The organism is Erythrobacter sp. S227, assembly GCF_057364925.1.
In genome coordinates, this window is the sequence record NZ_CP200280.1 from 2,111,313 (window position 1) to 2,134,588 (window position 23,276).

Genomic DNA, 23,276 nt, shown 5'->3' on the forward strand with positions numbered 1-23,276 from the left:
CCACGCGAAGTGTCGCCCGATTGACCGGTAAGCGGCTCTAGTTGAATTCCACCCAGACTGTACCCGCCGCATCGCGCTCGCGCTGGATGCCGTTTACCGCAGCGTTAGGCGATTGCCCGGCGATGGTTGAAGCCTGCGAAAAATCGATCCGGGCAGGCCGCAGAACGCGGGCACTGGCGCGCACTTGAACCGCAATTGGCCGCGCTCTTGGTGCAGCCGCCTCAGCGGCTTGCGGTGCAGCGCTTTGGGTAACAATCAAGAGGGCAGCGGTGAGGCTCATGCGAAATGGTTACGCGCGCGTTCACCATATTCGCAACTCCGTCAGAAACCTTATCCCGCTGCGGGACAGGCCCCTAGAACGGGTTAATCGCGCGCCTCACAACAAAAGCATGCATCAAAGCCCTTGCGCGAGGAGAAACCCCTTGCTAGTGGCGCGCTCCTACCAAGGGCGGTAGCGTAATGCACGCGATGCCCTTTACCTGAAAGAGTGCGGTCGTGGCGGAACTGGTAGACGCGCAACGTTGAGGTCGTTGTGGGCTAACGCCCGTGGAAGTTCGAGTCTTCTCGACCGCACCAATTTCTCGAAGAACTTAAGAGATCTCGCCCCGTGCGCTCAGGAGCGCGCCATTACGGATGAAGCTGAGCTCACTCCTATTTTTGCACGGCGCAATGATCGTCGCGGTCGGTTACTGCGATCCGGTAGGCTGTGACACTGCCATTTCTTGAGGTTTAAGCTCGACACCGAAGAGCTTCCAACGCCCCTCTTCCCATTGATAATACGCCTCAAACTGGATGGCGATCGGGCGCAATTGGAAGATGCCCCTTGCCCGGAATGTGTCTTCGCTGACCATTTGCGGGGCTTCGTAATAGGTGGGCGGCACGAGAAAGGCGCTCGACAAATCGACGTTGAGGCGGCGCAATCCGGAAAACAGTTCGGCCAATCGCGCCGGATCGAACTGGATCTGGAACCCTTGCGCCGATATGTCGCGAAGGACCGAATAATTGCCTGACTGGTTGGCATGATCGACCGCTGCGATCGTCGACCATAGCAGCTTGGAGAGCTCCAACTGGCCAGGAGTGGGCCTTATCGAAGGCGGCACCTGTACCATCGGTTGCCGGTCGATCCGGGGCGGCTCTTGGCCTCCGCTCTGCTGAGCCAGCGCCGGCCCTGCGCTCACCGCAAGGCAGATCAACAGGGCGAAGCCCAAAAGTGTTCTGCCCACGCCCCAAGGAAGCGCAAAATGCAATGCAGGGGCGGTCTGCGCCGCGGTTTTCAGTCGGATTGTCATCATGACAATAGATTAGACTGCCAAAGGCTTACCAAGCAAGCTGGAAGCCACTGCGCGCGCCGACTTCGCCACTATCAAGGCCAACACCGACGCCTGCCGAAACAGAAGCGTTCTCGCCGATGCGAGCTGACAAAGCCATTGAGCCTGCGCCTTGACCTTCGAACACACCAACGCCGCCAGAAAGGGCAAAGCTGGTGCCGGCGGGCAAAGCCGGGCTTTCCATCGCCAGCGCCATCGCGACACCCTCATTCGCGCGGTCAATTGCGGCGCGGTTGGCCGCAGTCTCGCCGAACAGTGTATCGATCTGCGACGAAAAGTTCGCGCCCATCGACGTCTGAAGGCTGGCAATCGCGGCAGTGTTTGTCGCTATCGAAGAAGTGTTGCTGTCAATCGCAGCCGTGTTTGACGAAACGCGTCCGTCAAGCGAGGCGACAGCGGTCGTGTTGGCAGCAATTGCGCCCTCATTGGTGCCGACACGCGTATCGAGATCGGTAATCGCGGTCTCGTTGGTGCTGACCCGTGTGTCGAGGCCCGCAATAGCTGTCACGTTTGCTGCGACATTGGCAGCGCTAGCGAAGGAATTGACGTTGACGCCCTGGCCCAAGGTTCCCGAAGAATCGACCGTGGCCACAAACACATCTCCCGTCTGAGCAGCAGTACTCGCGGCAAGATCCCCGACCGTGACCGAACTGCCAGCGCCGCCAAGGACAACCTGATTGTCGCGGGTCGTTGTTGCGTTTGAACCGATAGCTGTGGAGCCACGGAAGGCTGCGTTGGCGTTTTCGCCCACTGCGGTTGTGAGAGATTCCGACGCTGCCGCGTTGTAACCAATGGCTGTTGCGTGGTTGCCACTTGCCTCTGCGTCAAAACCATAAGCGGAGGAGAAAGTCCCGGTCGCATCTGCGTCAAAACCGACAGCCGTTGCGACAAATCCGGTTGCCGCTGCATCTGCACCGACGGCAATGCTGCCAACTTGATTGGCAAGGGCGCCAGTGCCATTACCGTCCTGGTCTGCGCCAAGCGCGATGGCGCTTTCATCGCTCGCCTGTGAAAATCCGCCTAGAGCGATGGCATTTCTGGCAGAGGCAGCTGCGCTATCCCCCACAGCGATCGCGAGAGCGGCAGTAGCTTCGGATCGATATCCGAATGCAACCGCATGATTTCCTTCAGCAAAAGCGTCAAACCCATACGCTGCAGAAAACGTACCCGTTGCATCTGCATCAAATCCAACCGCGGTAGAGACAAAACCAGTCGCCTCTGCATTGGCACCAATGGCTACAGCGCCAACTTGCGTGGCCTGTGCACCGGTTCCATCGCTGTCCTGATCACCGCCAATCGCCACCGTTGATTCGTCAACAGCGCCCGCATTGGTCCCGATTGCAATCGCTCCAAACCCTGTTGCCACCGCGTTCTCACCGCATGCCAATGCCTCTGGCTGGGTTGCGTCAGCGCCGTTCACGCCATCGGCGATCCCGTCGCCGTCGGTGTCGACCACGCACTCGGATTGCGCCGCTGCAGGGGCGGCTGACAAGGCGAGGCAAATGCTGGCGCTCCCGGTGAGCAGCACGGATTTGGCAAAACTGGCTGTGTTCATTTCGAATTCCTCAACATAGTTCACACCGGCTTGCGGCGTGGTTACGCATCACTACGAAGGGCAATAGGAGGAATGACTAAAAATTCTGCTAACCTGAGAGTTAATTTGAAGTCATGATGCGAACGCTGTCGCCGGTGATGGGATAGTCTTTGCGCGGCGCAGAGGCTTTCCTCACACGCACTACCAAGACTTTGCGTCCTTTCTATTGGGCCGCTTCCATCGTATCGGTAGTTGGCACCCGTATGATTGGAGAATGTGCATGGGCGACCCCGAGAACGATCCGCGCTTTCATCCGGAAAAAGGCGGCCTTGTCCCACATATGGGGATCACGCTGATTGACGAGGGCGAAGGCTGGCTCGAGGCGCAGATGGTCATCGGGCAACACCACTTGAGGTCCGGGGCAAACGCTCTGCACGCCGCCTCCATGATCGCTCTGGCGGACAGCGTGTGCGGATTTGCTGCGGGCAATGTCCTTCCTCAAGGGGCGAAGGGCTACACCACGATTGAACTCAAATCGAACTTCCTTGGGACCGCAAGCGAAGGCACTTTAATTGGGCGGGCCGAAGCAGATCACCTTGGCCGAACAACGCAGGTGTGGACCTCGACGGTGACGCATAAGGAAACGGGCCGCAAATGCGCCCTGTTTCGCTGCACCCAGATGATCTTGTATTAGAGCGCGCCCGCCTGAAACGCCCGAACCATCAGGCCTTCGGGACGCTGACAAACTCGCCCCGGTGAAAACCAAGGGCCTGTGCGGTATTATCCACCGATCCCGATATCCGGGTGACTTCGCCAAGGATCATGGTGTGGTCACCTGCCGGGTGATTGGCATGAGCGCTGCATTCAAAGCTGGCAAGCGCGCCTGCAACCACGGGCAGCCCTTCGGCGGTGCGTTCGAAATCGGTTTCACGCGGGCTGTAATCGGCGCGCGATGCATAGGCGACAGCTTGCTCGCCCTGGTCTGCTGCCAGAACACTGATCGAAAAACGCTGTGCTTTTGCGAACAGGTCAAACCGGCCCGAATTGTTGTGCAAGCTCCAGCACACCAGCAAGGGATCAAGCGAGACCGACACAAAGGAATTGATCGTCATAGCGGCAATTTCGCCAGCAACAGTTTCAAGCGCGACCACGCAGACGCCCGTGGGAAACTGCCCCATGGCTTTGCGAAAGTCCGCTGGAGTGGGCGGCGTCTGGTTTTGAACGTCGCGCAAAGAATGGCTCCGATGGGTAAAAATCCGGTCCTCGCCAGCGCCAGGACATTTGCAAGCGCGTTCGGCGCAAGCTGTGCCAATGTCAATGTTTAGCGAGCCTCCCCGTTCCCGCCCTAATTGCCTGAGAGTTTCGACAAGCCTAGGCCGTGCAGCCTATTGTCTTTGCCGATCTGGAACCGAGATGGCCTTCAAGGATTACATTTAATGCAAGTAACCTGAATTTGGGGACAGTTTGATGATCGACCGGGTGAGCACAGCTCTCAAGGACTTCCTGAAGCAAGAGAGCGCCGGCGGCATTGTGCTGATCGTGGCAGCGGGTCTTGCGCTGTTGATCGCCAACAGCCCCCTTGCCGATGCCTATTTCGGCACCCTCTCGACCAAGCTCAATGTCTCCTTTGGCAATTTCGAGATTAACAAGGGCCTGATTCTATGGATCAATGACGGCCTGATGGCGATTTTCTTCTTCCTCATCGGACTGGAAGTGAAGCGCGAGATTTTGACCGGCCAATTGTCGAGCTGGGACAAGGCCTCTCTCCCCCTTGCAGCCGCCGTTGGCGGAATGGCGATCCCTGCGCTGATCTTTGTCGGGATTAACTGGAATTCGCCTGACAGCATCAACGGCTGGGCCATTCCGGCGGCGACCGATATCGCCTTTGCGCTTGGTATCCTGTCGCTTCTGGGCCCCCGAGTACCCGTCGCGATGAAGGCTTTGCTGCTGGCGATTGCAGTGATCGACGATATTGGCGCGATCACCGTTATTGCGCTGTTCTACACCAAGGAAATTGACGTCGCTATGCTGGGCGCAGGCGGTGCCATGCTGGCTCTGCTCTTCGTCCTCGGGCGGCTCAAGATTTCCTCGTCGATCCCTTACGTCCTGCTAACCGTGATCATGTGGGTTTTCGTTCTGAAATCGGGCGTCCACGCAACGCTTGCCGGGGTGACAGCTGCCATGATGGTGCCAATGGTCGCGCGCGACGGATCGCATTTGCTCGAACATATGGAGCATGGCCTCCACAAATGGGTCGCCTTTGTGATCATCCCGATCTTCGGCTTTGCCAATGCAGGGGTAAGCCTTGGCGGTCTGTCACCCGCAGACCTGCTTGAACCGCTGCCACTGGGCATTGCGCTTGGCCTACTTATCGGCAAACAGATCGGCATCGTCGGCTTTGCATGGGTCGCGGTCAAAGCAGGCATTGCAAAACTTCCCGAGGGCGTTGGCTGGCGCAAGATCCACGGGCTATCGCTGCTCGCGGCAATCGGCTTCACCATGAGCCTGTTTATCGGCAACCTCGCCTTTACCGACCCTGCATTGATTGATGCGGTGAAAGTGGGCGTGTTGTCCGGATCGCTGGTCGCAGCATTCGCTGGGTTCTTTATGCTCAAATCCGCGCTTCCCGATGAAAAAGCCGCTGATGAGAGCTTGCCAGAAGAGGCGGCAAGCGGGCAAAGCGCCTGAACATATGAGCCAGTTACAACAGCCCGAGACCCGCCATATAAAGGCGGGCGACATCACCCTTGCCTATCACGAATGGCCGTGCGCTGATGAGGCCGCACCCACCTTGCTGATCGCGCATGCGACAGGCTTTCATGGCCGCTGTTATGACGCCATCGCTGCGCATTTTCCCCATCACCGGGTCATCGCGGTTGATATGCACGGCCATGGGCAGTCCACCGGCGGCCCACTCAATGAATGGCAAATCGTCGTTGATGAGCTCACCGACCTGATCGACCATTTGGAGCTTTCAGGCGGTACGGCGATGGGTCATTCCATGGGCGGCCACGCCATCCTTCGCGCCGCTGCCGAGCGTCCAGATGCGTTCCGTTCGCTGATCCTGTTCGATCCGGTGGTTCTGTCACCGGAATTCTATGGCATGAACGTCGAGGGGTTTGGCGCAGGGCAGATGCATCCCGCAGCACGGCGCAAGCGCGATTTTGCCTCGCCAGAAGAGATGATCGAGCGGTTCGAGACGCGCGATCCCTATAATCTTTTTCGCCGCGACGTGTTTGAAAACTACTGCCGCTACGGCCTCACCGCACTCGAAGGCGGCGGTTTCGAGCTTTCCTGCGCGCCCGAAATGGAGGCGAGCATGTATATGTCGAGCCTGTCCGGCGCGCCCGCATTGGACGCGGCAACCCGCGTTCAGATACCCACCACAGTGGTTCGCGCAATGCGGTTGAAAGAACGCGACTTCAAAGGCTCGCCTACCTGGCCGGGCCTTGCTGACAGCATGCCCAAAGGGATTGATATGGATAGGTCAGACATGACCCATTTCCACCCCTTCCAGGACCCCGATGATGCAGCCCGCATTATCCGTGAGGCAATAGAGCGTTAAACCTCGCGTGCCGCACGCAGAACATCGCTCAGATCATTTCTGGCCCGCGCAAGGTCGAGCGGAGAACTGCGCGTCAAATTGCGCGCAATTGTTGCAGCCACCCCGCCGTAAAACTGTGTGAGCGGACCGCTTAACGGGTTATCCTTCGAAACGCCTCTGGCAAGCCAGATCGCGATGCCATGGGCGCGGGACAGCGGCTCTTGCGGCACCTGCCCCGGCCTTTGCTCGATCGCCGCCAAAGCCTGACCCAAGGCGCCGATCGCCTCTTCCAGACAGATGCGCGTCAGATCCTCGCCGGACGACGCTTCGATCCGCGCATCCAGATCAACCCGGCGATAGGCGCTTGCCGCTTCTCGTGACAAAGGGATCATCGCGTGGCTCCCCCTTAGTTAGACGAGTTAAAGGCGTCGATTTGCTGCTGCAGGAAGCTCAGCGTCGACTGCGATTGGGTCACATTGCTTTGCGCTGCGATAAAGCTTCGCGTCAGGCGATTGCGCAAGGATTCCTGATTGTCGGCCACACGCGCGAGCCGTTCCTCATTGCGGCCAATCTGCGCTTCATAGCGCGTGATCGACCCGCCCAAAGAGCCGGGATCGCTGAACAATGTGTTGTCGCGCGCCAATCCGTCAATGGTTGCAAAAACGCCGAAAGCGCCGGCTGTGAACATGGCCGCTGCCCCATCGGGCGACGAAGCAAGCGTTGCGTTCAGCCGCTCGGTATCAAGCTGAAATGTCCCTTCGCGCGTGATCGACAGGCCAAGATCGCCCAGCGTCCGCGGCTCGCCTTCGTCAGCGCCCGGCATCACAATCTCGCTTGCAAGAGAGGAGAGGTCGGCGCGAAGTCCGCGCGCCCCTGAATCATTGCCAAGCGTGCTGCCAAGGCCCGATGCCTCCTCATTCAGCAAGAGCACGATGTCATTCAACGCCGCGACAAAATCGGTCATGACCGCAGAAATTGCGCCATCATTGGTGTCAAAGCTGAGCGTTGTCGGATTGCCGACATTGGTTTGGTTCAAGGTGAGGCCAATGCCCTCCGGCAGGCCGGTGACGGTGTTCGACGCACTGGTCAGTTCGACCGTATCCAGGCTGAAAATCGCATCTTGCGACGCCTGACGCAGTTCGCCTGCGTCTGTCGCAGGGGTCCATCCCAGATAGTCAAGATTGCCCGGCGCACCGCTCGGGGCTGTGCCAGTGCTGACAGGCTCCAGCACAAAGCCGTTTTGCGCGCCGTCCTCTCCTTTGATCACCAATTGCGCGCCGTTTGAGCCTTGCGCCACATAAGCGAAGAGCTTGCCATCGCTGCCGCTGGAAATCTTGGCGGCGATTGAATTGAGTGTGTCATCGGCTGTCACATCAATCGCCAGAACGTCCTGATCTGTATCCGCCGTGAAACTCGCCCCGTCGATAGTGCCAAAACGGATGTTGAGTGTGCCTGCGCCCACCAGGTCGGTGCCCGCGCCATAGCTTTGCGAGGCAAGCGTCTGGCTTTGGGCAAGCTGCGTCACTTCGAGCGAATAGCTGCCTTGCGGCGCAATGCCGGTGGTGGTCGAAACATCGGCAATCGCCGGATTGCCAAGGCTGGGCCGAGGCGAAAGATCGCCATTGCGCACCCGGTCGCCAAGCGCGCTGGCTAGTTCATTGAGCGAGGAACGCAGCAAGGCCGCCGAGGAAATCTGCGCCTCAAGCGTTGCATTGCGACTTTCCAGATTGGCGCGGCGCGGCTCAAACGATGCTTCGGACAGGTCCGATGCAAGCTGAATGAAGTCAATGCCGCTGCCAGCGCCAAGCGCGGTGATGATCGATGAACCTTGGTTTTCCATGTGCCCAAGGACGGCCATTTGAAAAATTGCTTAAGGCGTATTTTCACGCTTTCCATCGGTGTCGAAGTGCAATTCTTCGGGCACGGCAATTTGCGGCATGGGGACACGCTCTCCGCGCTTCAACGACAGCACAAATGCAACAAGGGCGGCGATGGCGACATAAAGCTCCTCGCGCACCATCTGGTTCACCCGCGTGGTGAAGTACACAGCGCGCGCCAATTGCGGATATTCGAGCACGGGAAGCCCCATTTCGCCCGCCAACTCGCGCATCGCCAAGGCGGTTTCCCCGCGCCCCTTGGCAAGGACAACAGGGGCAGGCGCAAGATCGGGGTCATAGGTCATGGCAACCGCAAAATGCATCGGGTTGACGACCACAAATTGCGCATCTTTCATCGCCTTGCCAACGCTGCCACGCGAAAGATCGCGCTGCCTTTGACGGCGCGCCGCTTTCATCTCGGGCGAACCTTCCGCCTGCTTGTTCTCGTTCTTGAGGTCCTCAAAACTCATCTTGAGGCGCTTGTTTCGTTGAAACGCCTGAATGGGATAATCAATCATGGCGATAATCACGAGGCCCATGACCAGCAGCCCGATCAACGAGCCGCCCGCTTCCCAGGCAAAGGCCAGCTGCGCCTGCAATGACCCTCGCCCCAGACCAAGCAGGCTTTCAAGCGTGGTCACGATCCAATAGGCGGCAATCGTGCCGAGCAGCCCCAGCTTCAGGATCGACTTGCCCAGTTCGATCAGCCCTTGCGACCCGAACATGCGTTTAAGGCCGTTGAGCGGGTTTATGCGCTGTCCTTTTGGCTTCATGTTCTTGGGCACAAATCGCCCTTCGCCCAGCAGCAATTGGGTGGCGAGGGTTACGATCATCACTGTCAATCCGATGACCAGAATAGGGGGCAGGACAGCGGCGCCTGCATTCCAGGCGATGATGCCGGGATCAAATTCGGCGCTGCGATCAAGTTCGAACCGAAAGCTGGCAAGCGCGACCGCCCTGACGCTGTCCATCAGCCACGGGCCCGTAGTTGCCATCATGAAGATACCGGTGAGCATGGCAACAGCCGTAGCCACCTCTTTGGAGCGCAGGACATCGCCATTTTGCGCCGCGTCCGCTTTGCGCTTCGGGGTGGGATCAAACCTCTTTTCGCCCGGGGTTTCCTCAGCCATCGGCTATTGCCCGACACCGCTTAAACCGGGCGTGAAAATGGCCGCCGTTTGCTCAAGCGCTGCCTGAAGGACGAGAGTGAATTGCTCAACGAAGATCGGCATTGCAACGATCATCGCGGCGATCCCGGCAAGAGTGCCTGCGGGCAGGCCAAGAGCGAACAGGTTCAGGGCTGGCGCGGCGCGCGAAATGGTGCCGGTGATGACCTGTACGCACAGCAGGACGAGGATCACCGGCAATGCAATCGCGGCCGCCGTTGCGATGCAATAGCCCGCGAAAAGCACAATGCTCTGCGCCTCGACCGCGCCAAATCCCCCGCTGCCCGCAGGTAACAAGCGGTAGCTTTCCATGATCAGGCGAAACCACAAAAGATGCCCGCCGATGACGTAGAATAGCAGAGTGAGGATCAGCCCGAAGAAACTGCCCAATGCGCCCGATTGCGCGCCGCTTGCGGGGTCAATCGAGGTCGCAATCGCAAGGCCCATCGTGCCCGAGATTTGCTCTGCCGCGATAAGCGGAACGGCAAAGGCGATTTGCAGGACAAAGCCGAGGGCTGCCCCGATGACAACCTCCTGCATCACCGCAAGGATCGCTGCAAAGCTGAGCATATCGGGAAGCTGCGGCACCGGTATCCAGACCCCTACGAAGACCGCAATGACGAAGGCGGCCATGGCGCGCGCGGTGGCGGGGACCACCATGCCGCCAACCATGGGAGCGGCCAGCATCGCCGCCCCGCACCGGATCGAGAGGAAAAGAAGCTGCCACAACTGCTCCAGAAGCGTATCAAAGCCGAGATCGAGAAAGGTCATGGGCCGCTTTTCGCCCTATCCGCTCATGCCAGCGACCTGAGCGAAGATTTCGACCGTGAAATCTCCCAAAAGCGCCATCATCGTGCCGCCCAGAACGACAAACACAAGCGCGGTAATCGCAAGCTTTGGCACAAAGGTGAGCGTTTGCTCGTTCACCGAAGTCGCCGCCTGAATGATTCCGACAATCAGGCCCACGACCAGAGCAGCCACGAGAACCGGTCCCACGATCAAAGCGGTCACCCACAAGGTGCGGTCGGCCAAAGCCAAAAGCTGCGCGTCTTCCTGCATCGCTCCCCGCTCCTATCCAAAGCTCATCGCAAGGCTGCCCATCAAGAGCGACCAGCCGTCAACAAGGACAAACAAAAGCAGCTTGAAAGGAAGCGAGATGATGGTCGGCGACAACATCATCATGCCAAGGCTCATCAAGACGCTTGCCACCACAAGGTCGATCACGAGGAACGGCAGGAAGATCATAAAGCCGATCTGAAATGCGGTCTCAAGCTCGCTTGTCACAAACGAGGGAAGCAGGATCGAGAAGGGAACATCCTTGGCGTTTTCGAACTGTCCCACCCCTGCGATATCGGCAAACATCAAGAGGTTCGCCTCGCGCGTTTGGCGCAGCATGAATTCGTGGAAAGCCTCGCCCGCCGCCGCAATCGCATCATCGGCTTCCAACGCGCCGCTGGCATAGGGTTCGATCGCAACCGTGTTCACCATGTCTAGTGTTGGCGCCATGATGAAAAGCGAGAGGAAAAGCGAGAGACCTACCAACACCTGTGTCGGGGGCGACCCTTGCAGACCCAAAGCCTGACGCAGGATCGAGAGCACGATCAGGATGCGCAGGAACGATGTCATCATCAAAACGATCGAAGGCAGGATCGTGAGGAGGCTCATCAGCATGAGCAGCTGGATCGAGAAGCTTAAGGGAGTGTCCTCGCCCGCCCCGTCTGCGCCAAGCGCGCGCTCAATCGCGCTGCCAATGCCTGCGCTATCGGGTTCCGCCAGCGGCACTGCGGCAAGCGCGGGCTGGCCTGCGAAAAACATGGTTAACGCAGCAACGCCCAAGACGCCGATAATGCGAGCGAAAGCGTGCATGACTAAACGTCCGATTTCTGCGGGAGGCGCGCGGTTTCGCATCGCTCAGAAGCGTGCGCTTCGCCGAGGCGGACGATGCCGTTACGCGAACATCCCAGCAGGATTTCGCGGCCATGAAACCGCACCACTGCCAGTTTGAGGCCGGGCGCAAGCAGGCTGGTCTCCACCAGCTCGAGCGAGCCCGAACCGCTACCCATGCCGACAAGCCGCGTTTGCAGATAGCGGGTAAGCTTCAAGCTGCCCCAGATCATCAACCCCAGAAGCGGCAAGAGAAGCGCGAGGCGCAGGAGATAGTCGACCATCATACCGCGCCGTCTTCCCCAGGCGGAACCGTATCTGTCAGTTCATCCAGGGCATCAAGCAGCGGGTCGACTTCGGCTTTTCCGGAATCAGGCCCAGGATCAGATGTGTTAGCGTCAGGTGCAGAGGTAGGGGCAGAGGCCGGCTCGCTCGATGGATCTCCGGCGGGCACTGTCTCGCCATTCGCTGCTGTCGCGAACTCTTCAGCGCCAGCCGCGGCACGCGGCGCGCTGGACGAGGATACTTCGGGTGCAAAGTTGGCAGGAGCATCGTGCGCCGAAGCGCTGGCCGGCGCAGGTCGGGGCGTTGATGTTCCGTGGCGTGGGCGCACAACTTCGTCCCCGCCCGCAAGGCTGACGATACGAAGCGCGAATTTGCCGTCCTGCGCGATCACTTCGCCATGCGCGATCACCTGACCATTGGCGGTAATATCGAGTAATTCATCGGTGAGCTTGTCGAGAGACACAATGCTCCCCTCAGCAAGCGAAAGCACGTCTTTAAGCGCCATCTGCGTGCGGCCAAGTTCTACCGACAGGCGCACCGAAACCTCGCCCAGACGTTGCAGCGCCGGATTAAGTGTATGGCTTAGCGCGCTCATGATCCGCTCTCCATCGACGAGACGCGTGGTCCGGCATGCCGGTGAGGCACGCTGGTCAGGCGCAGCGCCATTTGGTTTTCACGTGTGCCCGGCACTCCGAAGGCAAAGACATCTGCGCCAATACGCAGCTGCAATTCGCGCGGGATATTGAGCGAAATCTCGTCGCCCGGAGCAAGGCATTGCAACCGCGCCAGAGGCATTTCAAACTCGCTCAAAACCGCTTCAACCGACAACGGGACGCCGCTGTAAGGATCGCCGCTTCCCGAGGATTTTTCATCAGACTTCGACCGGTTGGAATTTGTCTTGGGCAACAGCTCGTCAAGCCGTTCGCCAGGAAGCGCCAGAAGCATCTTCCATTCGGCAAATGCACCTTGAGCCAAAGTTAGTTCCAGAACCGAAATCCCGGCTTCGGCGTTAAAGGGTTTGAGACGCACGACGCTTTCACTGCGCACCAGAACATCGCCGCGCGCAGGCTCGCCTGTGCCGCGTGCCATATCCAGAACCTGCGCGATTTGAGCCCCCAATTGTTCAATGAGAAGGCCCGCCGAACGCGGCAATTGCGATGGCGGATTGTCAGGCAGCGAACCCTCGCCTCCAAAGGAACGGTCCGTCAGGGCAATAGCATTGGCATAATCGAGGCTGAGCAAGACGGTTTTGTCGCGCGAGCCGATGCGCAGCAGGCTGTTGACGGCAACCGGCCCGATTTTCTCGAACACCTCGGTACCCGTCATCTCTTGCGGACCGTTTATCGTCGCTTCGAGTTTGTCACCCTGGAGGATTTGTCCCAGTTCCTGAGCCAGTTCACCTGCAAGATCGCGCACCCACGCCGAAATCACGCCGTCGCGTTCTCCCGGGCGCGGGCCACGCCATGTGAGCTCGTTGCAGTGCCGGGCAACGGGACGCGCAAAGGCAAAATCATCCGCAAAGGTGCCTGCCATATTCATTGGACAAGGAGCCCCTTGAAGTGGACGTTTTCAACGCCGCCAAAACCCTCTTTTTCCTCAAGCACGGTGTTGATGGCTTTGGTCAGGCGCTTGGCCAGAGCCTCCTTGCCCTCAAGAGTGTAGAGGTCCTGTTCAGCGGTTGCCGCAAGCTGCACCAGAATAGCAGAGCGAATCGCCAGCTGGTGATTGTGAATCCATTGGAGGACCCGCCCGTCGCGCTGGGTCGAGGCGGCCAGTTCCACCTGAATAAGCCCCGCCGAATCCGCCAGGTTTGAGGTGAAGCTGTCTTCGAAAGTGTAATAGGCGGTGCGAAACTCGTTGCCGCCCTCGCCATAAACGATGGGGCCTTCGTCCTTGTCACCGCCTGGCACAGGATAGGGTTCCGCGTCCCCTTTGCGCACCAGTTCAGGGTGGTTGGGGCCGCCATCACCGCCATCACCGATCAGGCCTGCGGCAAAGGCGCCATAGGCACCGCCTGCCCCAACGCCGAGGGCAACGACAATCCCGATGATCATCTTCATACCGCTCCCGCCTTTTTTGGCGTCGCCGTCTTCTTCAGGTTTTGCGTCAGCCATGTAAGGTCATTTCCTGCTTTGATGTTGGTGCGGGTCAGGCGAAGATTTCGCCCTCTCCTTCCGGTCCATCGCCCCTGCCCCTCCCGAGGCCCATCCCACGATTGCCAAGGTCAGAACCGGATTCTTCGTCTCGGTCACCGGTTTGCCCCGGGTATGGTTGAGACGTTCCTTGACCCGACCCTGTGGAAGACCCGTAGCCGGCGCCAAAACCCCACCCTTGGCCATGGTTTTGTCCATACGACCCGGCAAAGGAGCCGGATTGCTGGTTGCCCCGCGGATCAGAACCCGATCCGTTTTGATCACCGCCTTTGCTGGAATTACTGGTCGCAGCATCACTGCTTGCGGCAATGCTGCGTTCCGCAAGCGCTGCCTGAATTGCGGGGACGAAGCCTGGATCGCGCGCGGATAGCGTGGCGCGTAGATCACCCGCCGTGGTATCAAGCCTCATCGTAATTGCGCCAAATTCCTGATGGCGAACGGTCAATTCGGGCTTGTTCGCCTGCGCCGCGCTGCGGGTTTCGGCAAGCTGTTCGATCGCGCTCTCGAGCTGCGGTGTTGACCGGAAAACAGCGCCGGTGTCAGTGACGGGCGCTGGCGCATTGGGTTGGGTTGCAGCAGGCACAACGGCGGCCTGGGGTTGCGATCCGGGCGGTTGCGATGCGGGCGGTTGCGGCGAAGCAGTTTCTCCAAGGGCGGGCGGTACGGCCTGCGCCGTGGTGGCAGCCGCTCCCCCGCTGGTCGGACCAGCAGGCAGCGGTACGCGGTGCATGTCGGGATCAACTTCGCCCTTCACATTTAACACTGCAGCTTGCAGAGGATTACCCTTTGAGCCTTGGGTTAATTCGCCGGGTACCAGAGCGCCGCGGGAGCCAGATGTGTCGGGCGCGGCGCGCACATCATTGCCCGGCATAGAGCGGCTGGGGAGCGCTTGGGACTGGACCACTTGGCCAGCGGCAAGAAAAACGCGTGATGGCCGATCTGCGTCCTCGATTGGCTTGTTGGCAATCTGTGCCGGGGCCACGGGACTGACGACCGCTTGGACCTGCTCCTTCGGATTGGCTGAGGGCGTTGCGTCGCCGCCGCCGCGTGTCGCATCTGGTTCTCGCTCTGGGGATCGTTCACCCCCGGCAACCGTTCCCAAGCGCTCTGGACTGAGAGTTTGCGTAAGGGGCTGAGCGGGGTTTTGGGCGGGGCTTTGCTCTGGAGTGGTGCGCGGGCCTTCTGTTTGCGGTGTCATCGCCTGGGGCAAGAGCGGATCGGTGCGCTGTGTCCTCACTGCGGAACCCGTCAAGGGCGCATCCGCCTGGGGAGCCATCCGTGTGGATATGGTGCCCAGATCGGGGCTTTTGTCGCGCACGCCTCCGGGTTCACCCTGCGGCGAGGCAAAACCATCACGCACTCTCGCAAGCTCGCTTGCGGCCGGCGCGGCGGCGGCGCCATCCGGTCTTGTGACTTCAACCGGACCAAGCGCGGGCGAATCTCGCCCGATGATAGATTCCTCGGGTCTTGGCTGAGTCGCTAGCTGCGCTGCAAACGCCGTTTCGACTGCTACTGCATAAGGCGCACTCAAGTCGAACTGCGCCTGATCCGCTGTTTCCAAAGCCTCACCGGCTTCTATCTTGAAACCCTTCCCATCCTCGGGCACCAAATTCTGGTCAAGCGGCAATGCGGTGCCGGATCCGGGAAGCAGATTGCCGGAAAGCTGAGGGGCAGGGTGCTGTCCTTTGACCAGCGAGGCGGGGCCTGCGCCTTTGCCTGCATCAAGGCCGGTCTTCACCCGCGCTGACACCTCTTGTGCATTCGCCGTACCCGCCTGAAACCCTCCGAGCAGCTGCGGGAAATTGGCATTTCCAATCAACTCCTTGGGAGCAATTCCGGGCGAAGGGAGAACGGGCGCGGCGGTGAAATCGGATGGCAAAGAGATCAAGGCATTTGTCCTCGGGGCTGGCGTTACGAACGATCAAAGTTGACCATCAGGCTTGGCAAGCACGCGTCAGCGCCTGCCTCACCCCTTCGATGGTTATTGTGATGATCGTTTCTGCAACTTGCGTGCCAGTCCCGCTGCGCCCGTCAGTTCAGGTGGAACCTCGCGCCGGGATTTAAGGTCAGCCAGAGCGCGCTTTTCCTCGCCCACCTGGCTTTCATGCGCGTCCATTCGCGTTTCTGCCGCAGCAAGCGCGCGCATTTGCCACTGCGCCTGATCGCTTGCATCCTTATGCGCACCTTGGGCATCATCAGCCATCACCTGAAGCGAGCGGACAAAGGCCAGATTGGCCTGCAATGTCTGGCTTAATGATGCGGTATCGCTCTCGATCACGCGCTTTGCATATTCGCTCAAAAGGTCCTGTGCCCGGGCATGGATCTGCCCGCTGCGCTCCTCTTCAGCCAAAGCATTGGCCAAAGCAAAACGCGCCTCGCGCCTCGCAATCTGGGCCAGCGCCAATTGCCTTTTGGCGATCTTGAGCCGCTTGTCCTCACCCATGTCGAGGGGCGCTTACGGTTTGGGTTTGCTCGGTCAGGGCAAGCAGCGCGGCCAGGCTTTCCTGAAGCCCGAAGGCCTCGCCCCGGCCCTGGGTCAAGAAACCGTCAATCGCGCGTGCGTGTTCAAGCGCGCGGTCCAATGCCGGGTCGGAGCCTGCGCGATACGCGCCCATCATGACCAGATCGCGATTGTCTTCGCGCGCCGCAATAAGGGACCGAAGGCCCCTTGCCGCCTCGACAATTTCGGCTGACACCACGCCGTCCATCACCCGGCTAAGCGATGCGGGGACATCAATCGCAGGATAGTGGCCGCGCTGCGCCAGATCACGAGAAAGCAGGATATGCCCGTCAAGGATCGCGCGCGCTGTATCGACGACCGGATCGTTCATATCATCGCCATCGGCAAGCACGGTATAGACCCCTGTGATCGATCCCCCCGAGGCCGCAGAATTGCCCGCCCGCTCCACCAGCCGCGTTATCGCTGCAAGAGCCGAGGGCGGATAACCGCGCGCTGCTCCCGGCTCTCCCAGAAGAAGCGCAAGTTCGCGCGCTGCATGGGCAACGCGGGTAAGGCTATCGAGAACAAGCATCACGCTTTTGCCAGACGCGCGAAAATACTCCGCAATAGAGCTTGCATATTGCGCGGCGCGAAGTCGCAGATTGGGCGCGTGATCGGCGGGGACCGCGACCACGACCATGCGCCCGCGCCGTGCATCGGTCATATGCCGCATGACAAAATCGGAAACCTCGCGCGCCCGCTCCCCGATCATTGCAACCACTGTGATGTCGGCCTCGGCCTCGCCTGCAATCGTGTCGAGCAACACCGATTTGCCAACGCCCGAACCTGCAATCACGCCGACACGCTGACCGCGCCCCATGGTCGCCAAAGCGTTGATCGCACGCACGCCGCAATCAAACGGCTGGGTGACAGGAGCGCGTTCAAGAGCGCCTTCACGCTTGCCGCCAAGCGGCCAGCTTTGCGCAAGGTCGAGCGGCGGCCCGCCGTCTATCGGCTCTCCCAGACCATCAACCGCGCGGCCCAGCAAGGCTTCGCCCACCCGCACCATTCCCGGCATTCCCACCGCGCGCACCGCCGATTGCGGGCGCAACATTTGCGTATCGCCAAGCAGCATCATCAGCGAATGTCCGCTGCGAAAGCCGATCACCTCGGCCAAGGCTTCGTGGCTGTCTAGTGACCGGTCATTGCCTGCAATCGCGCCCAATGAACCGATCGGAAGCGCAAGGCCCGACACCTCGATCAGGCCCCCGTCGCAGGCGACAACGTTGCCCGACAAGACAGGTCCAACCTCCACCCGGGCAGCGCGGTGGCGGGCAAGTTCGATCTGAAGTTCTGCGAGCATATTTGCGTGCCTAACCCGAGCCTTCGCCGCGGATTGCCGCTGCAATCGCGCGGCGCCAGTCGGACGGCCTGTCGCTGACTGAGCCGTCCACGGTTTCAAATCTGAGACCGCCGCGTTCAGCCAAAGGATCGCCTATGATTTTCGAGGAGCCCAGTTCATCTTCCCCGATCAAGGCAAGGTCATCGGGATGAAGGTAGAGGGTCGCCCCCTCTGCCCCCGATCCCAGCCTGTTCGCCGCCTCAAGGCACCGCGCCTTCAACGCATCAGGGCTCGGCACAAAGTCAGAGAGGGCCTGCGAACACAGGGCAATGACCGTCTCGGCAAGTTCGGCGGCAAGCGCGTCCATGGCCGCTTGATCAAGGGCGCGGAAGGTTTGACGCAGGCCCAGCTTTTGCGCGGTCAATGCCTCGTGCTCGGCCAGCGCCGCCTGTCGCCCGGCCTCCTCGCCTTTCGCGAAGGCTTCGGCAACAGGGTCTGGTTGAGGTTCGGGTTCGGGTTCGGGTTCGGCTTCCGGGGTTGCCTCAGCGGGCTGATCGCCGCCCTCCGCCGCTCCGTTTCGCGAAAGGGCCTTGCGCAAGATATCTTCGAGCGCATCGCCGGTATCTGCGTCCGATATTTCCGCTGGCACAGGCGCAGAGGGTTCCGGAACAGTGTCCACATCACGGATCGCCTCGGGCTCTGTGACAGGCCTCCTGCCAAACGGCATCCCTTCGACAAAACCGGCCTCTTGCGTGGCCCCGAAATCGGAGAGCCAGCCGAGCGGTGAAGGGGCATTGTCCGTGGCATCGGACAAGGGGCGCTCGAGAAGCTCGGTCAGCCAATCAGATGAATTCGCCATCACCGCCTCCAAGGTCAATCTCGCCTTGCTCGGCCAGTTGGCGGGCGAGCTGCACGATCTTGCGCTGTGCCTCTTCAACGTCCTTCTTGCTCAGACGCTGACGCATCTCGATCTCGTCCTTGATGCCATCGGCAGCGCGCGAGGACATGCAGCGGAAGAACACATCGCGGCTGGCTTCCTCTATGCCCTTGAGCGCATCGATAAGCGCATCATTGTCGACATCGCGAAGGATGCGGCCCATCGTCTTGGCGTCGAGTTCAAGCAGCATTTCAAAGGTGAAGAGCTCCTCTTCGATACGCTCTGCCAATGGCGCATTGCGCTGGGCAATGGCGGGCAGGACGGTGCCTTTGAGATCGCCCGCGCCTGCATTGATAAGCGCCGCTGCATCCTTCGCCCCGCCAATCGTAAGGGCTGCTGGACCAAAGTTTGCCCCGATGCGCTGTGACAAAAGCTTGTCAATCATATCAATTGCTTGCTGGGACACCGGGCCCATAGTGGCGACCTTTTCCACCACCACCGACTGGATCGGAGCAGGCAGGCTGGACAAGACTTCTGCGGCCGGTTCAGGCTCAAGCATAAGCAGGAGCGCTGCGATGACTTGCGGATGTTCATCCTCGACCAGTTTGAGCAGAACCGAAGGCGCAAGCCAGCGCGCCATTTCAAGACTGCGCGGACCCGGATCAGGATCAAGTTTGAGCATCATGCTTTCGGCCTTGGTCGGCCCGAGCGAACGCTCCATCATTTCGCGCACCTGCACCTTGCGGTCGGGCACAGGCATGCGGTCGCTCTTGCTTTCGCTCACGAAATCCTCAAGCGCTTCGTTCATCATCTCGCGCTTGATCTCGCCCACTTCGAGCATGGTCGCCCCGATCAGCTCAAGCTCGTCGGGCTCCATCCGCGCCATAAGCGCCGCTGCCTCTTCGTCGTCGAGCAACATCAGGAAAATGGCCACGCGCTGAACGCGGGTGAGGATTGGCCGCGGCGCTGCATCGAGCAGTTCGCCGTCTTCGCGTCCGGCATCATCATCTTCCATTACGATGCCTCCTTCCCGGCTTCTGCGGCGATCTCTTCAGACGGCTCTTCAGGCTCGTCGATCATGCGTTTAAGCACTTCAACGGCGCGCTCGGGCTGTGCCAGAGCCAGCTGACGGGCGGTTTCGATGCGCTGGTTGAACATCTCTTCCGGTGTAAGCTCAGCGCCTTCGACCTCGACAAGAACCTCGCCTGCAATGGCTTTCGCGCCCTGATCCTGTGCGCTCTCACCGCCTTCTGCGCCCGGGTCCGAAACATCGTCCTCTTCGCCATCGTCCCCGGTGCCATCTTCAAGCGCGGCATCACCGTCGCCCTTATCCTTCTTCGCTTTCTTGCCCTTTTTGTCCTTCTCATCATCGGGGCCTTTGACCGCCTTGATCAGAGGGCGCACAGCCAGAAGCAGGACCAGAAGCACCGCGATAAGGGCTGCAACAATTCGCAGAACCTGCGCAAACCAGGATTGCTCATAAAATGCGGGCACGGGCATTTCGGTGCTGTCAAACGCGCCAACGACCACCTCGACCTGATCGCCGCGCGCATCATCTGCGCCAACGGCGGCGCTCACCAAAGTCTGCAATTGCTCTGCCGTCATCGGGGCCGCGGCCTCCAACGCCGTCTCGCTTACCGCAATCGCGACCGAAAGTTTCACAAGCCCGCCGGGCCGCGCGGAAGTCACCGCCACTTCGCGGCCAAGCTCGTAATTGCGCTGAAACGCGCTTTCGGTGTCGCGCGGGGTTTGCGCGTCCGCGCCTGCCTGCGCCTCGGGGTCGGGCGGCCCTTCGACAAGCTCGGGATCATCGGGCGGCGTGTTGGTTGCAGCGCCAGGAATCCCGCCCGGTCCGACCTGCGCGATCCGGGAAGAATTGCGCTCGCTTTCAGAACGGACCGCGCCTTCCTGATCATAGGTTTCGCGCGCCGAGGTCACTTCCTCGCGCACCAGTTCGGCCTGCACCTGGCTGGAGAAATTTCCCTCTCCCAAAAGCGGGGTAAGAAGGCTTGAAACCTGCTCTTGCAGCTTGGCTTCAAATTCGCGCTGAAGCAGCAATCCGTCGAGGGTGTCTGCGCGCACAGCGGAAAGCAAACGCCCGTTCTGATCGACCACGCGCACATTGTCAGGCGTCATGCCGGGGACCGAGCCTGAGACGAGATTGACGATCGCCTCGACCTGGCTTTGGGCAAGCGAACGGCCACTGGCGAGGCGCAACATCACACTGGCGCTGGGCGGATTGTTCTCGCGCACGAAGACCGAGCGTTCCGGCGTCGCCAGATGCACGCGCACGCTTTCCACCGCGTCAATCTCGCGAATGGTAAGGGTCAGCTCGCGCTCGCGCGCAAGCCTCAATCGTTCGCCCTCAAGCGTCCGGCTCGAACCCAAGGGGATGGAATCGAGCATCTCACTTGCCCCCAAAGGCGCGGCAATTCCGCCCTCTCCTGCAAGGAGCATTTTGGCAGGCTGCAGATCGGTTTCGGCAACCGTCAGAATGCCGGTGTTGGGATCAATGTTATAGCCAATCCCGCCCGCTTCGAGCAGTTGCACAACCTGCGCGCGCTCGGTGTCATTAAGACTGGAATACAAGATGCGCTGGGGCGGCTTGGAAATCGCCAGATACACCGCTCCTATCGCCGCAACCGCCCCGAGGCCGATAAGGCCGGGCAGCGCGCGCTTGAAAGCAGGTTGGCTGGTGAAAGCGCTCAATTGCGCTGGCCAGCCATTTGCGCCAGCCGCCGGACCACCCATTGCGGGGTCGCCAACGGGTATCGCACCTTGCGCAGGAACAGGGACATTCATCTCAGCCACCTAGCTCAGCTCCCCATCCGCAAGATGTCTTGATAGGCAGAGAGCAGTTTGTTGCGCACCTGAATGGTCGCTTCAAAAGCAACGCCTGCCTCTTGCCGCGCGAGCATGACCTTTGCGACATCGGTGACCTCGCCGCGTTCGTAGGCGGCCTGCATATCGGAGGAGCGTTTTTGAACAGCGCTGACATCCTGCATCGCGTTTTGCAGCGTGTCGGCAAAACCGGCGACCTGTCCTGTCGCGCCGGTAGATGTCTTGCCCACATCACCGGTACCCTGAACACTTGTCCCGCGCACCTCTTGAAGCGCCTGACTGCGGGCGAGGATTTCCTGCCGCAAAGCCATCACCTGCTGGAGGCCGCCAGTCGTACCGCCCATTGGACCCCCGACCTTCATGCCACAGCTCCCGTTTGCAAAAGCCCGTTCTCGCGCATGGAGGCGAGGCGATAACGCAGCGTGCGCTCGGATATGCCAAGGCTTGCCGCGGTTTTGGCGCGGTGCCCGCCATGCGCATCCAACGCGCGCAAGATTGCCTGCGCTTCGGACTGGAACGCCACATCGGAAAGCGATGCGCGGCTGGCAGGAGCGGGCGCGGGCGCTGTGCCGGAGTTAATCGCCGTGGCCTCGGCTCCCGGCGCGCTGGCGACAAGCGGGCGGGGATTGGCAGGGGCCTGATCGAAAAGGATATGCTCGCCCTCGATCACTGCTCCATCGCCAGCAAGCAGGATCGCGCGGCGGATCACATTTTCCAACTCGCGCACATTACCCGGCCAATCATGCGCCTCAAGCCGCGCAATCGCAGCGCTGGACACCCAGCTTGGCAAAGCGCGCTGTGCGCCATGGCGCAGCACCATGCCAAAGGCCAAGGGCGCAATATCGCCCACACGCTCGTTCAAAGCAGGCAGGATCAGGGGAAAAACGTTGAGCCTGTAATAGAGGTCTTCGCGAAAGCGTCCGGCAGTGACTTCATGTGACAAGGTGCGATTTGTGGCGGCAACGATCCGCACATCCACCTTGACCGGCTTGGTCGCGCCAAGGGGAAGCACCTCGCCTTCCTGAAGCGTGCGCAGGAGTTTCGCCTGGAGCACCAGCGGCATTTCGCCGATCTCGTCGAGCAATAAGGTGCCGCCATCCGCTGCGCGAAACAGCCCTTCGCGCGCCTCGCCTGCGCCAGTGAACGCGCCCTTGCGGTGGCCGAACAACAGGCCTTCCAGCATCGCTTCGGGCATGGCTGCGCAATTGACCGCAACGAATGGACCGCCCCCGTTGATGGCGCCGCGCTTGCTCAATTTATGGACAAAGCGGGCAAAGACTTCCTTGCCTGTGCCCGTTGGCCCTTCGAGGAGAACCGGAATATCGCTGGCCGCGATCCGCTCGCTCAAGGTGAGGAGCGCGAGGCTCTGCGTATCGCGGGCAATCGGCCAACCCCCATGCGAGGCGCTGGCGATCAACGCCGCGCCCGCTTCGTCAAGGGATGCATCATTGTAACGAAGGCTGATCTTGCCATCGCTGATCCGGGTGACGGCAGGCGTGTCTCCTGCTGCCACCTTGCACAGATCAATCGCGATCCGGTCATTCCGGGCGCGCGCTGCGGCTTCGCCAGGGGCAGAGTTTTCAAACCGGCCCCTTGCGCCATTGCCACCAACATCGCTCAGAACCAGCCGGTCCTGCAGCCAGCTTTGCGCAAGCAACGGCAAAGTCGGATCAATCAAGCTTGCGTGGCCGGGCCTCGCACAATGCGCTGCCTGCGGTGACCCCCCACAATTTGATAAAAGGCTGCTTTTGTGAGCCTGCATTATTCCACCTTCTTCGGGTTTTGACCGCTTGATTGCTGGTGGAAAGGATTTGCCGCCCGGGCGGACAAGATAGAGCAAATTTAAGCACCCGTAGGCGCACTTAGGGAACTCTACTGTTTTGCCTCCAAGTCATTGGAAAAGCACAGGTGCGCGCGTGTGAGGGCGCCGATCAAACTTTGCAAATATCAAGAAGCCGGGCGTTGCCCTGCGGCAAAAAGCGGCAAACTCCCTCCCGTTTCATCG

Annotated in this window: 25 protein-coding genes and 1 tRNA gene; 4 read left to right on the forward strand and 22 right to left on the reverse strand. The window is 60.3% G+C overall.

What is annotated here, in order from left to right; all coding sequences use genetic code 11:
* Window positions 1-37: 37 nt before the first annotated feature.
* A complete protein-coding gene (locus AC0V6Q_RS09865; RefSeq protein ID WP_486168207.1) occupies window positions 38-280 on the reverse strand; it encodes a hypothetical protein in 243 nt (80 codons plus the stop codon).
* A gap of 209 nt (window positions 281-489) precedes the next feature.
* On the opposite strand from AC0V6Q_RS09865, the gene AC0V6Q_RS09870 reads away from it, so the two are divergent.
* Window positions 490-576, forward strand: a tRNA-Leu gene (locus AC0V6Q_RS09870).
* Window positions 577-686: 110 nt separating this feature from the next.
* Here AC0V6Q_RS09870 and AC0V6Q_RS09875 read toward each other — a convergent pair.
* Entirely contained in the window at window positions 687-1,292 is a 606-nt protein-coding gene (locus tag AC0V6Q_RS09875; protein ID WP_486168208.1) for a hypothetical protein, read from the reverse strand.
* Window positions 1,293-1,317: 25 nt separating this feature from the next.
* A complete protein-coding gene (locus AC0V6Q_RS09880; protein ID WP_486168209.1) occupies window positions 1,318-2,883 on the reverse strand; it encodes a YadA-like family protein in 1,566 nt (521 codons plus the stop codon).
* Between the two features lie 259 nt (window positions 2,884-3,142).
* Here AC0V6Q_RS09880 and AC0V6Q_RS09885 point away from each other — a divergent pair, with 259 nt between their 5' ends.
* Window positions 3,143-3,556, forward strand: a complete 414-nt coding sequence (locus AC0V6Q_RS09885; RefSeq protein WP_486168210.1) for a PaaI family thioesterase — start codon at window positions 3,143-3,145, stop codon at window positions 3,554-3,556.
* A 28-nt stretch (window positions 3,557-3,584) separates the two neighbouring features.
* On the opposite strand, the gene AC0V6Q_RS09890 is transcribed toward AC0V6Q_RS09885, so the two are convergent.
* Window positions 3,585-4,094, reverse strand: a complete 510-nt coding sequence (locus AC0V6Q_RS09890; protein WP_486168211.1) for a flavin reductase family protein — start codon at window positions 4,092-4,094, stop codon at window positions 3,585-3,587.
* Between the two features lie 235 nt (window positions 4,095-4,329).
* Between AC0V6Q_RS09890 and nhaA the strand changes: the two genes are divergently transcribed.
* The gene (gene nhaA, locus AC0V6Q_RS09895; RefSeq protein WP_486168212.1) at window positions 4,330-5,550 is read left to right on the forward strand and encodes a Na+/H+ antiporter NhaA; all 1,221 of its coding nucleotides are present in this window, start codon (window positions 4,330-4,332) and stop codon (window positions 5,548-5,550) included.
* A gap of 4 nt (window positions 5,551-5,554) precedes the next feature.
* Complete coding sequence (locus AC0V6Q_RS09900) at window positions 5,555-6,427, forward strand: alpha/beta hydrolase (protein ID WP_486168213.1); 873 nt, start codon at window positions 5,555-5,557, stop codon at window positions 6,425-6,427.
* Here AC0V6Q_RS09900 and AC0V6Q_RS09905 read toward each other — a convergent pair.
* From AC0V6Q_RS09905 to AC0V6Q_RS09990, 18 genes are all read right to left on the reverse strand, one after another.
* Window positions 6,424-6,798 (reverse strand): hypothetical protein, encoded by a 375-nt coding sequence (locus tag AC0V6Q_RS09905; protein ID WP_486168214.1) that lies wholly within the window; start codon window positions 6,796-6,798, stop codon window positions 6,424-6,426. The two genes, AC0V6Q_RS09900 and AC0V6Q_RS09905, sit on opposite strands and share 4 nt — an antisense overlap.
* 14 nt (window positions 6,799-6,812) lie before the next feature.
* A complete protein-coding gene (fliD, locus tag AC0V6Q_RS09910; RefSeq protein WP_486168215.1) occupies window positions 6,813-8,264 on the reverse strand; it encodes a flagellar filament capping protein FliD in 1,452 nt (483 codons plus the stop codon).
* Between the two features lie 12 nt (window positions 8,265-8,276).
* On the reverse strand, window positions 8,277-9,413 hold the full coding sequence (locus AC0V6Q_RS09915) for an EscU/YscU/HrcU family type III secretion system export apparatus switch protein (RefSeq protein WP_486168216.1): 1,137 nt from the start codon (window positions 9,411-9,413) through the stop codon (window positions 8,277-8,279).
* 3 nt (window positions 9,414-9,416) lie between these two features.
* Window positions 9,417-10,220 (reverse strand): flagellar biosynthetic protein FliR, encoded by an 804-nt coding sequence (locus tag AC0V6Q_RS09920; RefSeq protein WP_486168217.1) that lies wholly within the window; start codon window positions 10,218-10,220, stop codon window positions 9,417-9,419.
* Window positions 10,221-10,235: 15 nt separating this feature from the next.
* Window positions 10,236-10,508, reverse strand: coding sequence for a flagellar biosynthetic protein FliQ (locus AC0V6Q_RS09925; protein ID WP_486168218.1), 273 nt, complete (start codon window positions 10,506-10,508; stop codon window positions 10,236-10,238).
* A gap of 12 nt (window positions 10,509-10,520) precedes the next feature.
* A complete protein-coding gene (gene fliP, locus AC0V6Q_RS09930) occupies window positions 10,521-11,315 on the reverse strand; it encodes a flagellar type III secretion system pore protein FliP (protein WP_486168219.1) in 795 nt (264 codons plus the stop codon).
* A gap of 2 nt (window positions 11,316-11,317) precedes the next feature.
* Entirely contained in the window at window positions 11,318-11,620 is a 303-nt protein-coding gene (locus AC0V6Q_RS09935; protein ID WP_486168220.1) for a flagellar biogenesis protein, read from the reverse strand.
* Entirely contained in the window at window positions 11,617-12,213 is a 597-nt protein-coding gene (locus AC0V6Q_RS09940; RefSeq protein ID WP_486168221.1) for a flagellar motor switch protein FliN, read from the reverse strand. Before AC0V6Q_RS09940 ends, AC0V6Q_RS09935 begins: the two co-directional genes overlap by 4 nt.
* Window positions 12,210-13,157 (reverse strand): FliM/FliN family flagellar motor switch protein, encoded by a 948-nt coding sequence (locus AC0V6Q_RS09945; RefSeq protein WP_486168222.1) that lies wholly within the window; start codon window positions 13,155-13,157, stop codon window positions 12,210-12,212. The genes AC0V6Q_RS09940 and AC0V6Q_RS09945 overlap by 4 nt, the downstream gene beginning before the upstream one ends.
* The gene (locus AC0V6Q_RS09950) at window positions 13,154-13,732 is read right to left on the reverse strand and encodes a flagellar basal body-associated FliL family protein (protein WP_486168223.1); all 579 of its coding nucleotides are present in this window, start codon (window positions 13,730-13,732) and stop codon (window positions 13,154-13,156) included. The genes AC0V6Q_RS09945 and AC0V6Q_RS09950 overlap by 4 nt, the downstream gene beginning before the upstream one ends.
* A 34-nt stretch (window positions 13,733-13,766) precedes the next feature.
* Window positions 13,767-15,659, reverse strand: a complete 1,893-nt coding sequence (locus tag AC0V6Q_RS09955; protein WP_486168224.1) for a hypothetical protein — start codon at window positions 15,657-15,659, stop codon at window positions 13,767-13,769.
* A 93-nt stretch (window positions 15,660-15,752) separates the two neighbouring features.
* Window positions 15,753-16,214 carry a hypothetical protein gene (locus AC0V6Q_RS09960; protein ID WP_486168225.1) on the reverse strand — a complete coding sequence of 154 codons (462 nt, stop codon included), beginning with the start codon at window positions 16,212-16,214 and terminating at the stop codon, window positions 15,753-15,755.
* Window positions 16,207-17,574, reverse strand: a complete 1,368-nt coding sequence (locus AC0V6Q_RS09965) for a FliI/YscN family ATPase (RefSeq protein WP_486168226.1) — start codon at window positions 17,572-17,574, stop codon at window positions 16,207-16,209. Before AC0V6Q_RS09965 ends, AC0V6Q_RS09960 begins: the two co-directional genes overlap by 8 nt.
* Before the next feature lie 10 nt (window positions 17,575-17,584).
* The gene (locus tag AC0V6Q_RS09970) at window positions 17,585-18,412 is read right to left on the reverse strand and encodes a FliH/SctL family protein (protein ID WP_486168227.1); all 828 of its coding nucleotides are present in this window, start codon (window positions 18,410-18,412) and stop codon (window positions 17,585-17,587) included.
* Window positions 18,396-19,445, reverse strand: a complete 1,050-nt coding sequence (locus AC0V6Q_RS09975; RefSeq protein ID WP_486168228.1) for a flagellar motor switch protein FliG — start codon at window positions 19,443-19,445, stop codon at window positions 18,396-18,398. The genes AC0V6Q_RS09970 and AC0V6Q_RS09975 overlap by 17 nt, the downstream gene beginning before the upstream one ends.
* Window positions 19,445-21,232: a flagellar basal-body MS-ring/collar protein FliF gene (gene fliF, locus AC0V6Q_RS09980; RefSeq protein ID WP_486169292.1), complete on the reverse strand. Its 1,788-nt coding sequence runs from the start codon at window positions 21,230-21,232 to the stop codon at window positions 19,445-19,447. The genes AC0V6Q_RS09975 and fliF overlap by 1 nt, the downstream gene beginning before the upstream one ends.
* A gap of 14 nt (window positions 21,233-21,246) precedes the next feature.
* Window positions 21,247-21,633 (reverse strand): flagellar hook-basal body complex protein FliE, encoded by a 387-nt coding sequence (gene fliE, locus AC0V6Q_RS09985; protein ID WP_486168229.1) that lies wholly within the window; start codon window positions 21,631-21,633, stop codon window positions 21,247-21,249.
* On the reverse strand, window positions 21,630-22,949 hold the full coding sequence (locus AC0V6Q_RS09990) for a sigma-54 interaction domain-containing protein (protein ID WP_486168230.1): 1,320 nt from the start codon (window positions 22,947-22,949) through the stop codon (window positions 21,630-21,632). The genes fliE and AC0V6Q_RS09990 overlap by 4 nt, the downstream gene beginning before the upstream one ends.
* Window positions 22,950-23,276 lie beyond the last annotated feature (327 nt).